This window comes from Halocatena halophila, from assembly GCA_027563145.1.
Lineage (GTDB): Archaea > Halobacteriota > Halobacteria > Halobacteriales > Haloarculaceae > Halocatena > Halocatena halophila.
Window position 1 is genome coordinate 2,447,365 of the sequence record CP071306.1, and the last position, 14,180, is coordinate 2,461,544.

Here is a 14,180-nt window from a genome sequence, read left to right on the forward strand (position 1 = left end):
GCTATCTGTGGGGCTGGGGGAGCTCTCCATCGTCGGCCGCCGGTAGAATTGCACGCATCGCAGTTTCTCGCAGAAATTCGTCTTCAGTTTCGAGCAACCCGACCAGCTTCTCGATCGCGTCAGTGATCGCAGCCGGATTGGCTTCGGCGATCGCAGCGATCGCTGCCACGGCGTTTTTCTGTACGATCGCATCCTCGGCGTCAAGCAGCGTGACCAGATTCTCGACCGCGGCGATGGCGGCGTTTGGCGCGTAGTTGGTTATCTCTTTGATCGTTCTGACGGCGAGCTCCTGTGTCGTCGGCTCACCGTTCAGATGGCCAACCAGCACGTCGATCGCGGGTGCCGCCGCGCCGGGTGTCGTGGTCGCGATCGCCGCGGTTGCCCTAGCCGCCCGTCGCTGGACGGCTGGAGCCGGATCGTCGATCATTGTCCCAAACTGTCCAACCGGTGGAATCGAAAGGCCTGTCGGAGAGAGTGCGATCGATTCCAGCGCGGTAATGGCCTGGCGTCTGACGTAGGGATCGTTCGCTCCAAGACAGCGTTGAAGCTGCTTTTCTGCAGTGAGCGTCGCGTCAGGATCGTGTTCTGCAGCCCGGGCGATCGCGTAGATTGCCGTCTTCCGGACGATCGCTTCAGGGCTGTCGAGAAACGAGGCGAGCGATTCCGTCGCTGGGACGGCGACGGCGGGATCGCTTTTTGCGATCCAGCCAATGCCGATCACGGCACCGTGCTGTAAGTAGCGATTCTCGTCGTCGAGCAGCTCAATGAGCGAACTGACAGCCGGGAGTGCTGTGGCCGGCGATCCGTAGGCAATCAACACCGTTGCCTGTACCGCGAGCTCTTTCGTGTACGGATCGTCGACCGAGAGCAATGGAATGAGCGACTCGATGGCCGTTCCAACGGTCTTCGGGGCGTCATCTGCGAGCACAGCCATCGCCGTCACGGCGATCGAACGTCCGATCGTCGCTCCGGAGCCAAGCAGCTTTGCAAGCGTTCGAACGGTCGATTCGGTCAGCTCCTCGTCTGGTTCGACGCGTGCGAGCGCCTCAAGTGCCCCAACAGCCGACCGTTGGGCATCGAGGGCGTTTGCACCGAGTCTTGGCAACAGCGCATCCACTGACGGCGTCGATGTGGGTGGTAGCTGGATAACAAACGAGACGATCGTCCGTGTGGCAGCCTTTCTAACCGGCACAGCATCTGCGGTGAGCTGTGGAACGACGATATCGATAACGGGAATGATAGCTTCCGGGATCGACGCTGCGATCTCTGCGATCGCGTACAGCGCGTTTTCCTGGACGGTCTCGGATGGATCGCCGAGCATCGTTTCGAGCAGCTCGACCATGCCGGCGATCGTTTCCGGCTCGATCCCGCTGATCGCGGCGATCGTCCCGGCAGCATGCTCGCGTACTTCGCGTGGCGTGTTTTCGTTCGTGAGGACTTCAGTAACCACGTCGGTGGCCGGAACGACTGACTGTGGGTCGGCGGTTGCGATCGCCTGTAGCGCTGCTGCGCTGTGGTGTTGGAGCAGTTCGTCATCAGCAACCACACATGCAGAGAGTTCATCCACGGCCGAACTCGCTGCTGTGGGCCGTTCGGTTGTGATCTCTGCGATGATCCTCACTGCTTTGGTCTGAAGCGAGAGCCACTCGCTCGAAAGCAACGGCGTGAGCGTCTCGACGGCACCGCAGGCAGCACTCGGCGCGACAATAGCCACGTCGCACAGCGCACAGATTGACTTCCACCGGATGAGTCGCTCGTCGCTTTCGAGGAGCTCGATCAATGATGGTGTGGCCCCAATCACTGTCCGTGGAGCCACCTCCGCTATGGCGGCGACGACACGCGCTGCGTTGGCCCGAACGCTCCGGTCGTCGGCCTCAAGCAACGGAATGATGGCCGGTGCTGCTGGTACGACTGCATCAGGCTCCTGGATGGCGATCTCTGCGAGCGCACGAACGATGAGCGCATCCGTGTCGGGATCCTCACCGAGGAGCGTCGTCAGTGGTCTGACAGCCGGTGTGGCTGCCCGTGGAGAGGTTGTGCCAACGACCATGATCGCCGCCGCAACGTATTTCCGCACGATTGGTCGATCAGAGTCGAGCAAGAACAACAGCGGATCAACGGCGGGCACCGCACCGTCTGGAACGTCCGAGGCAATCTCCACGATCGAGCGCAAGGCGAGCTGCTGGCCGATCGATTCATCAGCGTCGATCAGCGTCGCCAGCGCGTCGACGGCCCTGATCGATGGGCGGGCAGCCCCCTCGGTCAGGGCGGCAATCGTCCGTGCCGCCTGTTTTCGCACGAACGACTCGTTGGTGTCCAGCGGTGCCAGTATCGAATCTACCATCGGCGTCACCCGATCGGGCATACTTGCGGTGATGGCAATCACGGCGCGGATCGCAGACCGCTGGATTGTAGAATCGTCTGCGGTCAGCAGCCCGAACAGTGGATAGTAGGCATCAACAACGTTTTCGGGCGATTCCTGTGCCACGGCGGCGACGATGTGGACCGCTGCACTGCGAGTGATGGCATCGTCGCAGTCGAACAGCTCGACGGCCGCATCGACCGCCGGAACGACCGCTTCGGGATCGATATCTGCGATCTCTGAGAGCGAACAGATCGCGATTTTTCGGTGATAAGATTTCTTTGCGGTAAGTCGTTCGACGAGCGCGTCGATCGCTGGGCGCACCGCGCTGGGTGATGAGAGCGTGATTCCGGCAAGTACCTCCAGTGCGGCCTGCTGGCCGCTCGAATGGCTGGTCTGGAGGATCGAAACCAGATCCGTGACGGCAGCATCAGGAATCTCGGCTGTAGTCTCTACAATCTGTTTCAACGAATGGACTGCCAGTGAGCGGAGTGGGTCAGATTTCTCATCGAGAAGCGCAACGAGCGGTTCGATGGCGGGTTCACAGCGGGCAGGGCGCGCTTCAGCCAGAGTCCCAACCGTATCGAGTGCTCGTCTTAAAAGCGCGTTGTCTGCGGTCCACAGCACCGAACAGATCTCTTCAATTCCCTGAATCGCACTGTCGGGGGCCTGCTCTGCGGCGACGGCGATCGCAAGGAGCGCTGCTCGCTGGATGACCGGTTCGGTATCATCCAGGAGCTCTGCCAGCGTCGGAACGTGTTTGATGAACTCGTTCGACACTGGAGAAGGAGAATCGTTCTCGAAGATTGCGAGCACGATCTGTGCGGTCTGTCGGCGCAACGCCGTGGAGTTCTCGGCCGGCTGTAGCCGATGAACGATTGGCTCTGCGTGTGCCGCAATGACATCGTGAAAGCCGTTTTCTGCGAACAGACACAGGCGAGTGGCCGCAAGCAGCTGGTTCTCGTCGGTGTCGCCTCCTGCTTGGTTACTCCTGGATTCTCGTGTTGCTGCCACGAACGGGCGCGCAAACGGCGTCACCCCGCTGTCGAGTATGGTGATGAGACGGGGAATTTCGGTGGCAGCAACGTCCTCAGGATCGGGATAGATCTGATCAAGTGAGGTGACGAACGGACCAGTGTCGCATCCCGGTTCCATATCTGCTACTATATGGTAAATGTGATAATCGTTTGGGATGCGAGCGTTCGACATGGCCACATCGCTCTCACAGGGTGGTCGTCTGGATCACTGCTCATCGAGTGCCCCTTCGACGGTTCGGACCCTCTCTACCAGCGTCTCTGGCCCTTCGGCGAGCAGTTTGATGATCGGCTCTTTTCCGTGCGCGCCGTCGTCGAGGACGGCCACTGGCGTGTCTGAGACCGACTCGTAGGCCATCCGTGCCCCCCAGCCCATCGTGGCGTTTTCTTTTTTGGCCGTCGGCTCATCAGCACGGTCATACGCCGCAATCGGACCAGAAAGTGCTTTTACCGCCTGTTTGATGGCGTCCGTGTGCCGGCAGTTGATAGCGAATCTGACCGTGGGATCGCACTCGCGCATGGCGAGTAGAAACCTGGCCATATGACTCGACGCGCCGAATCTGACGCCGCGGTTGGGATGGATCCCGTCGATCGTTTTCGTGATTCGTCCTTCGACGGCGGCGATTTCTGTCGTCGTCTCCGCGAACGGTGTTGCGCCGACGACATTCATGCCAACCTCCGGGACGAGCTCGCGGACGCCGATTTCAGTGAGCGTCTGGACGATTTCCGTGACGGTCTCCTGGAGTGGCTGTCGGTGAGCGGTTTCTCGAAGGCCAACGAGATGGTGGACAGCACCCGGACCACCACCAACGTCGTGGTGATAGCGAATTGCCCGTCCCACCAGGTCACTGGCCGAATCGATGGCACGATCGATCGACTCGCCGTGTGCTAGCCTTGCTGTGATTGCACTCGAGAGCATACAGCCGGTGCCGTGCGTTGCGGCCGTCGCTACCCGTGGATGTGACAGTGTGGAAGTGTTTTCGGACGTTGCCAGCACGTCGATCACGTCCTCTGTGGGCAGATGGCCGCCGGTGAGGAGGACGTTCTCTGCTCCGTGGTCTCTGAGATCTGCCGCGACAGAGCGAGCGTCTGTGGCGTTCATTGGCTCGGTGTCGGTCAGGACGGCCGCCTCGTCAGTGTTGGGCGTAATGAGTGTCGCGTGCTCGAAGAGCCGGTCGTACGCCTCGACTGCGGCGGGCTCTAGCAGTCGATCGCCGCTGGTGGCGACCATCACGGGATCGACGACGATCGGTCCATCGAACGTGGCGGCGAAGTCGGCGACCAGATCGATCACCGGCTCACTCGCCAGCATGCCGGTTTTCACGGCGGTGATCTCGAAATCGTCGGTGATGGCCGCAAGCTGCGCCGCAATCTCTGCAGTGGGAAGGACGTGTGTCGATGCAACGCCCTGTGTGTTCTGTGCCGTCACAGCGGTAATGATGCTCGTCGGGAACGCACCACAGGCTGCCATCGTTTTACAATCCGCCTGGATACCGGCGCCGCCGCCGGAGTCGCTGCCTGCGATCGAAAGCGTCACGGGCCGTTCGTCCGGCGCGGGCTGTCGTGTCATTACTCGTCCACCTCCGCACTCATCTCTGCGACGGCACCCCAGTACGGATCCACCCGTGGGTGTTCTATTCGGTCGCCATCGACGACGACGCCAGCGCCGTCGGTGACGCGGCCAACGTCAGCAGCCGGAATGTCGACTCGTTCGAGTGCTGTGAGCACGTCATCGACACCGGACGGATCGACGGTTGCGATGAGCGTTCCCTCGCTGATCGCCGCCCACGGATCGATTTCGAACGCCTCACAGACGGCCATCACACCCGGTAATCGAGGAACTTCCTCGCGAGTGATCTCGATGCCGACGTCACCTGCCCGTGCGATTTCGTACAGCCCGCCGTGAATGCCACACTCCGTCGCGTCGTGCATCGCCGTCACGGGGCCGCCAGCAGCCGCCGTCAGGGCATCACGCACGGGACTCATGTCGTAGAACCGGGATTGGGCGGCCGAAACCGTCTCCTCTGAGAGCTCCTCACGGAGGAACTCCTCAAACTGAAAGGAAAGCAACCCCGTCGCCTCAATGGCTGGCCCTTTCGTGATCACGACGCGGTCACCAACCGTCGCGCCGTCTGGCCGGACCACGTTCTCGTGTGCCCCAACGGCAAGTGTCGTCGCTCCACCCACCATCGGATACGAACAGCCCTCATACCGCGCGGTGTGACCGGTCACGATGCTGACGTCCAACTTCCTCGCCTCCTCGTCGAACGTAGTCCAGACGCGTTCGAACTCCTCGTTGGTGATCTCCGGTGGCAGATTGAAATCCACGCTCAGATGCGTCGGTGGAAGTCCCGACACCGCCACGTCGCTCAGCAGAATGTGAAACGCAAACCAGGCCGCACGCTCATACCCCAGCGACGGCAGCAAAAACACTGGATCGGTCGCCATCACCACCGCCGTGCCATCAACATCGATTGCACCGAAATCCACGCCGTGATTCGGCCAGAGCACCACGTCATCTCGCTTTGCACCGAGGTTTGGCTGGATGTACTCGTCAAAAAACGTCCGATCAATTTTTCCGAGATCTGCCATACCTGGTGGTACAACCCGGTGGTGTATATGTTGGCTGGTTCACACTGCTGATGGATGGTTTTAGGTGCGTGCGAACCATTCGACCCGGTCCCGTAGATTGGTGTCGAACCGCTGATCAACCCCGTCGAGCAACTCGAGCTCCCGTTCGTCGATCCCCACTCTGAGACAGAACACCAGATAGCCCCCACCGAACAGGAACACGGTGAGTAACAGCTCACGGTACGGAGCAGTAAGCAGCCAGCCGAGCGTCCCCACCACGGTGATGAGCAACAGCGTCGCTCCCAGCGCGATCGTTCCCAGCGATTTCGACAGCGGATGCATCCCGGTTGCCCGGTAGAGCTGGGTGGTGTACAGGACGTTGAGAGTGCCGTAGGCGACTGCCGTTGCAATGGCCGCGCCGAGAAACGACAACCGTGGGATCAACAGCAGATTCAATCCCATGTTCAACAGTGCCACAATCAGATCGTCGAGCATGACGAGTCGTGTCTTTCCGATCGCGGTCAGGCAATCGAGATTCGGCCCGGCGATCGCATGCGTGAAAAATGCCAGCGAAAGCACGAGGAGTGCCGTCGCCCCGTGAGTGTAGGCACTTCCGAACGTGAGCCCAATGAGCTCTGTGGGAAAGCAGACGAGCAGCCCGAAGATCGGAAATGCCCCGAGGAAGATCCATTTGGTGGTGCGCTGATACAACGTCGCCATGGTGTCGGTGTCTCCGCGCTCGTGGAGTCGTGACAGCACTGGCATCACGATGAATCCAACCGAGCTCATCGGAACAACGAGTAAGTGTGCCAGCGGATACACCGTATTGTACGTCCCCACGTCAGCCGTTGGCGAAAAGTAGCCAAGCATGAACGTATCAACGTCTGAGAAAATAAACGTCATTGCAGCAGAGATCACGAGAGGGAGCGAGAAGGCAACGAGCCGTCGTTTGTACGGCGTCGGCGAAATCGTTCGATCGAACAGCGAAGTTTCTCTGGCGACGATGAACAGTCCGACTGTCGCCGCACAGAAATACGCCACGCCGTAGGCCCACGCCACTCCGACAGCACCAAGGCCGGCAACGATGACGACGGCTATTGCCACAAAGCGAGTAATCGGCAGGATTATGTTTCGGATCAGCACTTTTGGCCGTGCGGCCTCGAGACCCTGACTCACGCCGACATCGAGTTTCAGCAGCGCTGCAACCGGGATGATGGGTCCGAAGACGCGCAACACTGGTATCACTGCCGGATCGCGAAAGAGTTTCGTGGCAATCGCCGGCGCGAACGCGACGACAACCCCACCGGCGGCGACGGCAATTGGCAGGGCAATACCGAACGCCGCGATGAGTACGCCTCGCCGATCGCTGGCGTCTTCGAATCTGGGGAGAAATCTGGCGACACCGATGTCGAGTCCACCGAGAACGAGCGTCGAAACGACGACCATTGTCGTCACGCCAAGCGAGACCACGCCGTACTCCAGTGGGCCGAGAACGCGCGCGATGACGAGTTTGGCAAGAAAAGAGATGCCTAGCTCGATCACGAGGCCGAGAAATACGACCGAGCCTTCGGAGGCGACCGTCGAGAGCGCATCGTCGAGATCGTCAGACACGGCGCGTAGTTCAGTCCCGTTGTGGTAGTGCGTACCGGTTTTCGTCGGTGGCATACGCCTTGAGGGTGGATGGAACGGGCACCACGATCTCCTCGTAGGTCGGCCGAGCGGACATCTCGGTTATTTCCCGCCAGGATTTCTCCCGGGCAGTGTACACCCGGCCGTCGATCGCTCCAGCCACGACGCCGGCCGCGTAGATCGGCGTTCCCACGATCGCCAGCGCCAGCGGATGGTTCGCGTACAGAAAGTGCCCGAGCTGTGCGGGCGTAAAGCCGATCCGGTAGAGTGCTTTCGCGGATCGAAATGCCCGCCGAATTCGCGTCCGAATTGCCCGCGAGTCAGAATCGACGGTGGTCGTGTTCGCCACTGGAAGATATCTGAGGACCCCAGCATCCTCAAGCCGGTCGGTGAGCTCGTGGTCTTCGCCGCGCATCAGTGGCTTATAGCCCCCAATTTCGAGCAAGAGCGCTCGAGGTGCGATAAAGAGATTTCCTGCCGTCCGGAGCGCGATCTGTCCCTCACTCGCAGACAACTCGGTATACACCTCGAGAATGGAGCCAAGAAGCTCGCCGTACTCCTGATCGAGGTCGTAGTTCGAAATTATGTGCGTACCACGCGCCGCTTTGAGCGCGTGCTGGCGGCCCTCTCCACGATTCGCACCCGGCTCGACGAGCACACGGAGCCGTTCGGATTGCGCTGTGAGCTCCCGTAAGGTTTCGAGACTTCCGTCATCGCTGCCAGCATCGACGATCACGACTTCCATCGACGGCTCGAGCTGTGTCAGGATGCTCTCGAGGCTCCGTTCGAGCGTTGCGCCCTGATTGTAATGCGTGATACAGATCGAGTAGGTCGGCGAGTCGTCGGCCGCTTCCATTGTGAGTGGGTAGTTCTTCGATCGGTGTGAAAGGTGTGGTCGAATGGCCGTGTTAGCTCCTGGCACAATTACGGATCACTCGCTCGTAGATCGATGCGACAGCCTCGATATCGTGGTCAGCTGCCCGTTTCCGGAGTTCGTCTGACGGGCCACTCTCTGTTGCTCGCCTGATGGCCGTCGCGACGGATTCGGGGGTTGGATCACAGAACGTTACCTGCCCCTCGAACGTCGCACGCGCACGCCCGTCGACCTGCACGACGGGCAGTCCTGCCGCGCCGTATTCGAGGACTTTCAGCGTGTGTGGGTCGTCCACCAGACTGATACCGACATCACAGGCGTGCAGGTAGCCAGCGAGCAACTCGTTGTCCACGAGCCCAGGAAAGACGACGCTGTCAATTCGTTCTGCGGCGCGTTCGACCCGATCTTCGAGACTCCCTGCTCCGAGGACCACGAGCGTCCAGTCAGTCAGTTTTTCTGTTGCTTCTAGCAGGGTTTCGATCCGGTAGATCGGCTCTAAGCCTCCGACGTACACCAGCCGTCGGTCCGGGGTGTCGAATTCATCGAGATGGGCGCGTGCACGCTCGATGACGGTCTCCGCCGGGCTGGCGAATCGATCGAACTGGATTGCCAGCCGGCTTTTCGTCACGCTGCTATCGGATCGATCGATGCGCTTTCGCTCCCGGTCATAGTGATAGATCACGTGATCGGCGCGAGAAAACGCGAGTCGCTCGACGACATCGACAGTGCCGGCGAGCCACCACGGGCTGGTCGCTGCAAACTGCTCGATCGGATCGACGTGATCGACCACGAAGGCTCCCTCAGAGAACATCGAACCGAGAAGCCCGAGTCCCGCACCTGCGCGGGTTGTCCCAACGATCACGTCGTAGTCGTTGCGATTGCGAAACAGTGCTCCGATCGCGTCGGGCGTGGCCGTGCGCTGGGTCACAGACAGTCCGCGCGCCGAAAGCGCCGACGCGATCCACGAGCGACCCTCGCTGATCCCGTCGGGCGTATGCGGTGCTAGCCAGAGCACGCGAACAGCGGTTGCGGTGGACACTACCGGAACTGTCGATTCCGATCCGTGAAAAACGCCCGATCCGCTCACACACCAGTTACTCACCGATCAGCAGCGAGTGAATTCATCGCTGAAAGTATTGAATGCCAATGAATATTATGCTGGCAACTGAACGGTCGACCATGGCGACGCCTGGGATACTGCGGTTGTTACAGACAATAGCTGACGGCTCAGTCGAACGATTCTCGCCGTCGATCACCGACGATGGGGGTGTGAACTATCCGACGGTTGAGCGCGAGCTCCCGCCGTCGGACGGCGATCCGGTTGAAGCGCTCGAACGACTCGCGGAGATGGGGGTGTTGTTCCGCGAATTTCAGGAAAAAGCGTACGTCTGCCCCGAGTGTCGCGCCGATGGCATGCGCTATACGACGGTGTGTGCAGACTGTGGTTCAGAGCACACGATCGAACGCCAGCAACGAGAACACCCGCCGTGTGGCGTCATTGCTCCCGAAGCGGAGTTTCAGGCCGAAAACGGCGGCGTGTGTCCCCACTGTGAGCAAGGCGTTGCAATCGAGGACCTGCCCGTGGTCCACCAGCATGTCTGTCAGACCTGTGGGAGCTACGCCGACGGAACGGTCGGTGCCCTGCGCTGTCGTGAGTGTGCGGCGGTGTTCGACCCGCAGAATGCGATCGAGTGGGTGCTCTATGGCTATGGGATCGAAGAGTACGGCCACCAGTGGCTCACCACCCAGCTGAACGCGAGAGCCGCACTGCAATCGATGTTGGTCGATCGCGGCTTCGAAGTGGAAGTTGATACGGTCGTTCGAACGGATGACGGCGATCGCGACGTGCATCTGTATGCGACCGAGGAGCTTCTTGACGACCGAGTCATCGGTGCCGTGCACGACCGACCGGACGAAACCGACGTTGATCGGTTGCATCGGACCACAACGGCCGCAAACGCGCGTGGCGTGCTGGCAACGACCTCGGGCTCCGTGACAGAGCGGGCCGATACGCTCGCCGAAGACTATGACATCAAACTGCTTCGATACACACAGGAGGGTTCTCTAACTCCGGATTACACCACAGACTGTGAGCGATCAGATCGCTCGCGATCGTCCGTATTCGAGCGACTCACCGCTAGTTTTCGGTAGTATTTCGAAGATTCTCGCTTGCGACGACGGCAGCGACACCCCCACCGACAACGGTCGGAATGACGTAGATCACGAATCGGTGGATGAGTACGGCCGCGAGGATCGTCGGCCTCGCGATTGACACTAGTGTGAGCAAGACGCCCACCAGCACCAGATCGATCGCACCCAGGCCGCCGGGCAACGGCGTCACGCCGGCGATCGCCCCGATCGGAATCGCGATCAACACGACCATTGGTGACACGGTGTGTCCGAGAGAGAGCAATGAGAGCCAGAGCGCACCCACCTGTGCGATCCAGCCCACTGAGGAGAGCAACAACGCGACGAGCAGCGTTTTTGGTCGGGTGCCGATCCGTTCGATCGCCGAGAAAAACCCACCAATCCGTCGCTCTATTGCCCCCGTCGTGATCGTCTGATTGCGAATCCGCGAGAGGAGCCTAACGATCGGCCCCAGCGTGGCAACGACACCCCGCTGGAGGTGGTGTCGGTACTGCCAGCTAATGGCACCACACAGTGGAACGAGCACGGCCAGCGCGAGGAAGGTCCCGGCCACGACCGGGAGCTGTGTCGTGTTGGGTGCGTCAACGCCGAGTATCAGGAGTCCACAGAGCGCGAGCCCAATCGAGGGAATGAAGTTCAACGCATCAACGCTGGCGATCGCGGCCAGCCCACGCTCGTAGCGCTGGTCGGTAATCCGTGAGATCAACAGCCCACTGATCGGCTCACCACCGGCCTGTCCGAACGGCGTGACGTTGTTGGCAAAGAGCACCCCAGAAAATATTGCCGTAGATTGCGCCACCGAGATGGACGCACCGAGTTCACCGAGCACCGTTCGGAGCGCAAGTCCCCAGGAAGTCAGCCACACCACGCCACACAAAAAAACGAGTCCCAGAACGAGTGGATCGGCCGCATGGACCGCATCGATCGTCGCCGACGGATCGACGCCAGCGAGCCAGTAGAGCACGCCAAACACCACCAGCGAGCCCGCAAACCCCAGGGCGATCGATCGACCGTTGATCCTGTCCATACGCTGTGAAGTCCTGGCAGGCGCTTATACGCACCGTTCTGTATTCATCGTCGTGTGGCTTGTTGGGTGTCTATCGCCGCGACCGTCGCCCCAACATCGTGAACGCGAACGATATCCGCACCGCGCTCTGCGGCGATCGTTGAGGCGGCGACGGTTGGAATATGTCGTTGGTCAGGACCGTGTCCAATCAGCTCGAACATCGATTTGTGTGAGTGTCCAATCAACACCGGACAGCCAAGCGCGTGGAACTCGTTGGCCCGACCGAGCAGTTCGAAGTTCTCAGCGGCGGATTTCCCAAAGCCGAGTCCGGGATCGACGATGATCTGCTCGCGGTCGAGCCCGGCTTTTTCGGCACGGAACACGCGTTCTCGCAGGGCATCGATCGTGTCACTCACCACATCGTCATACTCGATCGTCGTGGTCGGATCAACCGGGGTTTCGTTGCTGTCCATCACCACTACCATCGCGTCATAATCGGCGACAACGCCCGCCATCGCGGGGTCCTCGAGTCCGGAAACGTCGTTGACGATGTCAGCACCGGCCTCGAGTGCTGCGCGGGCTACCGCTGCCTTTCGGGTGTCGACAGAGAGGAGACAATCAGTTCCGGCGAGTTGCTCGATCACGGGAACGACCCGGTTGATTTCGGTCTGGACTGGGACAGGGTCGGCACCCGGCCGGGTACTTTCGCCACCGATGTCCAGGATGTCGGCTCCTTCCTCGATGAGCGTCTGGGCCCGTTCGAGTGCTCCACCGGTGCTGTCGTACTCGCCCCCATCGTGGAAGCTGTCCGGCGTCACGTTGATGATTCCCATCACGGCCATCCCCTCTTCCCATGGATAGCCGTGTGCCGGTGATTCGGTCTGGATTGAAAGTGCTTGGCGCAGGTCCGTTCCGAGGTGGTCAAGACCGTGTGGTTGGCTTTCGAGCTTCCCAATCAGGCGCTTGAACTGGAACAAGGTGCCCATCAGGACCACGTTCAGATATCGTGGCTCGTGCGTGTGTGATGAGAGTCCAGAGATCGAACACTCACCACCGAGACTCAACAGCTCTTCTTTGAGAAAGCGGGCCTGTCGGCCGAGCACGCGAAGCGAGACGGCGCGGTGGACGCCTTTCGCTCGCATTCGCCAGACGCCTTCGCGCGTGACATCACGCTCTCTCAACAGCGATCTGGCACCGTCAAGCGTTTCGAGCCGTGAAACCGTCGGGGTGGCCGTCCATCGGTCGCGCGCCTCGGCGACAGTGTAGAGCGAGCCGGTAATGAGCACGCAGTCGTTCTCGTCTGCCCGTTCGAGGGCGGTTTCGACTGCCGATCGAACGGATCGAACGACGGTTGCGTCGCTCTCAGTGGTGCGCTCGATTGTGCGGACGAGTACGTCTGCGTCTTCAGCCCGTTCGGTTGCGGGTTCGCACGCGATCACGCTCTCAGCACTCGGGAGCGCGGTGAGCGTTCCTGCGTGGTCTTTCTCGCTCATCGCACCGTAGATGAGATGGCAGTCGTCGTAGTCGAACGACGAGAGCGTTTCGGCAGTCGTCTGGGCCCCACCGGGATTGTGTGCGCCATCGAGGACAACCAGGGGGTTCTGGCTCAGCACTTCGAAGCGACCCGGCCAGTGGGCGGCTTCGAGTCCACGAACCAGCGTCTCTGCAGTGATGTCGGCAACCTGCTTGCAGAGCACGCTGGCAATCGCTGCGTTTCGCGCCTGATGAGCGCCAAGCAACGAGAGCCTGGGGGTGATCGTCCACGATGGCCCCTCGATTTCGACGGCCGATCGCAGTCCGTCCCGGCCGCGATGTTCGACCGAAATGGGTGTGTCGCTGTCTGGCCCCCCGACGGCGACCACCGATCCGGCAACGTCGGTGATCGCCGATTGTGCCTCGTCGGTGACGGCCGTCACGAGTGGGTTCTCACCGGCGACGTGGGCTTTATCCCGGGCAATTTCCTCGCGAGTGTCGCCCAGAATATCCGTGTGCTCGAGCGTGACCGCCGTCACGGCGCTTGCAACCGGATCGACGACGCTCGTGGCGTCGTGTTTGCCGCCAATACCAACTTCGAGGACAGCAACGTCAACGTCCTGTCTGTCGAACTCGAAAAGCGCCAGTGCAGTGAGCGTCTCGAAGAACGTTGGTGCGTTACCGTCGCTTGCCGCTTCGAGAATGTGGTCGTGTGCCTGCTCGACAAACGAGGTGACGGCGGCCTTTCTGATCGGTCGGCCGTCGATACGGATCCGTTCGCGAACGTCGGAGAGATGTGGCGACGTGTAGAGTCCGACGGAGAGTCCTGCCTCGCGAAGCACCCGCTCGACCATTCGTGCGGTCGATCCCTTGCCGTTCGATCCGGCGATCTGAATGCATGTGAGCTCGTCGTGCGGATCGCCGAATGCACCCAGCAATGCGCTGGTTGCGGCCGTTCCCTTGCGTGAGGGGTATCGATTGAGGTCGAACAGAACGTTCGCGGCCTCGTAATACTCCATACAGTTCGTTTTCTCAGGGTTCGCTTTACGCTGTCGAACGCCACTCCGGGGTGAACGCGCCGTA

At 60.8% G+C, this 14,180-nt stretch carries 9 protein-coding genes; 1 reads left to right on the forward strand and 8 read right to left on the reverse strand.

All coding sequences use genetic code 11. The annotated features are described in order from the left end of the window. Position 1: 1 nt before the first annotated feature. The 6 genes from JXQ78_RS13080 to JXQ78_RS13105 form a co-directional block, all read right to left on the reverse strand. Positions 2 to 3,517 carry a hypothetical protein gene (locus tag JXQ78_RS13080; protein WP_330631209.1) on the reverse strand — a complete coding sequence of 1,172 codons (3,516 nt, stop codon included), beginning with the start codon at positions 3,515 to 3,517 and terminating at the stop codon, positions 2 to 4. Positions 3,518 to 3,604: 87 nt separating this feature from the next. Beyond that, the gene (gene thiD / locus JXQ78_RS13085) at positions 3,605 to 4,966 is read right to left on the reverse strand and encodes a bifunctional hydroxymethylpyrimidine kinase/phosphomethylpyrimidine kinase (RefSeq protein WP_330631210.1); all 1,362 of its coding nucleotides are present in this window, start codon (positions 4,964 to 4,966) and stop codon (positions 3,605 to 3,607) included. Next, entirely contained in the window at positions 4,966 to 5,988 is a 1,023-nt protein-coding gene (locus tag JXQ78_RS13090; protein WP_330631211.1) for an AIR synthase family protein, read from the reverse strand. The genes thiD and JXQ78_RS13090 overlap by 1 nt, the downstream gene beginning before the upstream one ends. A gap of 60 nt (positions 5,989 to 6,048) precedes the next feature. Next, positions 6,049 to 7,632 carry a flippase gene (locus JXQ78_RS13095; protein ID WP_330631212.1) on the reverse strand — a complete coding sequence of 528 codons (1,584 nt, stop codon included), beginning with the start codon at positions 7,630 to 7,632 and terminating at the stop codon, positions 6,049 to 6,051. Continuing rightward, entirely contained in the window at positions 7,589 to 8,518 is a 930-nt protein-coding gene (locus tag JXQ78_RS13100) for a glycosyltransferase (RefSeq protein ID WP_330631213.1), read from the reverse strand. The genes JXQ78_RS13095 and JXQ78_RS13100 overlap by 44 nt, the downstream gene beginning before the upstream one ends. Next, positions 8,505 to 9,509, reverse strand: a complete 1,005-nt coding sequence (locus JXQ78_RS13105) for a glycosyltransferase (RefSeq protein ID WP_330631214.1) — start codon at positions 9,507 to 9,509, stop codon at positions 8,505 to 8,507. Before JXQ78_RS13105 ends, JXQ78_RS13100 begins: the two co-directional genes overlap by 14 nt. A 140-nt stretch (positions 9,510 to 9,649) precedes the next feature. Between JXQ78_RS13105 and JXQ78_RS13110 the strand changes: the two genes are divergently transcribed. Then, positions 9,650 to 10,621, forward strand: a complete 972-nt coding sequence (locus JXQ78_RS13110) for a TackOD1 domain-containing metal-binding protein (RefSeq protein WP_330631215.1) — start codon at positions 9,650 to 9,652, stop codon at positions 10,619 to 10,621. Here JXQ78_RS13110 and JXQ78_RS13115 read toward each other — a convergent pair. Together JXQ78_RS13115 and folP are read right to left on the reverse strand one after the other, a co-directional pair. After that, positions 10,608 to 11,645 (reverse strand): lysylphosphatidylglycerol synthase transmembrane domain-containing protein, encoded by a 1,038-nt coding sequence (locus JXQ78_RS13115; protein WP_330631216.1) that lies wholly within the window; start codon positions 11,643 to 11,645, stop codon positions 10,608 to 10,610. The two genes, JXQ78_RS13110 and JXQ78_RS13115, sit on opposite strands and share 14 nt — an antisense overlap. Before the next feature lie 44 nt (positions 11,646 to 11,689). Beyond that, positions 11,690 to 14,116: a dihydropteroate synthase gene (folP, locus tag JXQ78_RS13120; RefSeq protein WP_330632830.1), complete on the reverse strand. Its 2,427-nt coding sequence runs from the start codon at positions 14,114 to 14,116 to the stop codon at positions 11,690 to 11,692. Positions 14,117 to 14,180 lie beyond the last annotated feature (64 nt).

Bases quoted from the DNA above. Each gene is read 5' to 3' on its own strand.
- JXQ78_RS13080 (WP_330631209.1), bottom strand. From the start codon at position 3,517: ATGGAACCGGGATGCGACACTGGTCCGTTCGTCACCTCACTTGATCAG.
- thiD (WP_330631210.1), bottom strand. From the start codon at position 4,966: ATGACACGACAGCCCGCGCCGGACGAACGGCCCGTGACGCTTTCGATC.
- JXQ78_RS13090 (WP_330631211.1), bottom strand. From the start codon at position 5,988: ATGGCAGATCTCGGAAAAATTGATCGGACGTTTTTTGACGAGTACATC.
- JXQ78_RS13095 (WP_330631212.1), bottom strand. From the start codon at position 7,632: ATGCCACCGACGAAAACCGGTACGCACTACCACAACGGGACTGAACTA.
- JXQ78_RS13110 (WP_330631215.1), top strand. From the start codon at position 9,650: ATGGCGACGCCTGGGATACTGCGGTTGTTACAGACAATAGCTGACGGC.
- JXQ78_RS13115 (WP_330631216.1), bottom strand. From the start codon at position 11,645: ATGGACAGGATCAACGGTCGATCGATCGCCCTGGGGTTTGCGGGCTCG.
- folP (WP_330632830.1), bottom strand. From the start codon at position 14,116: ATGGAGTATTACGAGGCCGCGAACGTTCTGTTCGACCTCAATCGATAC.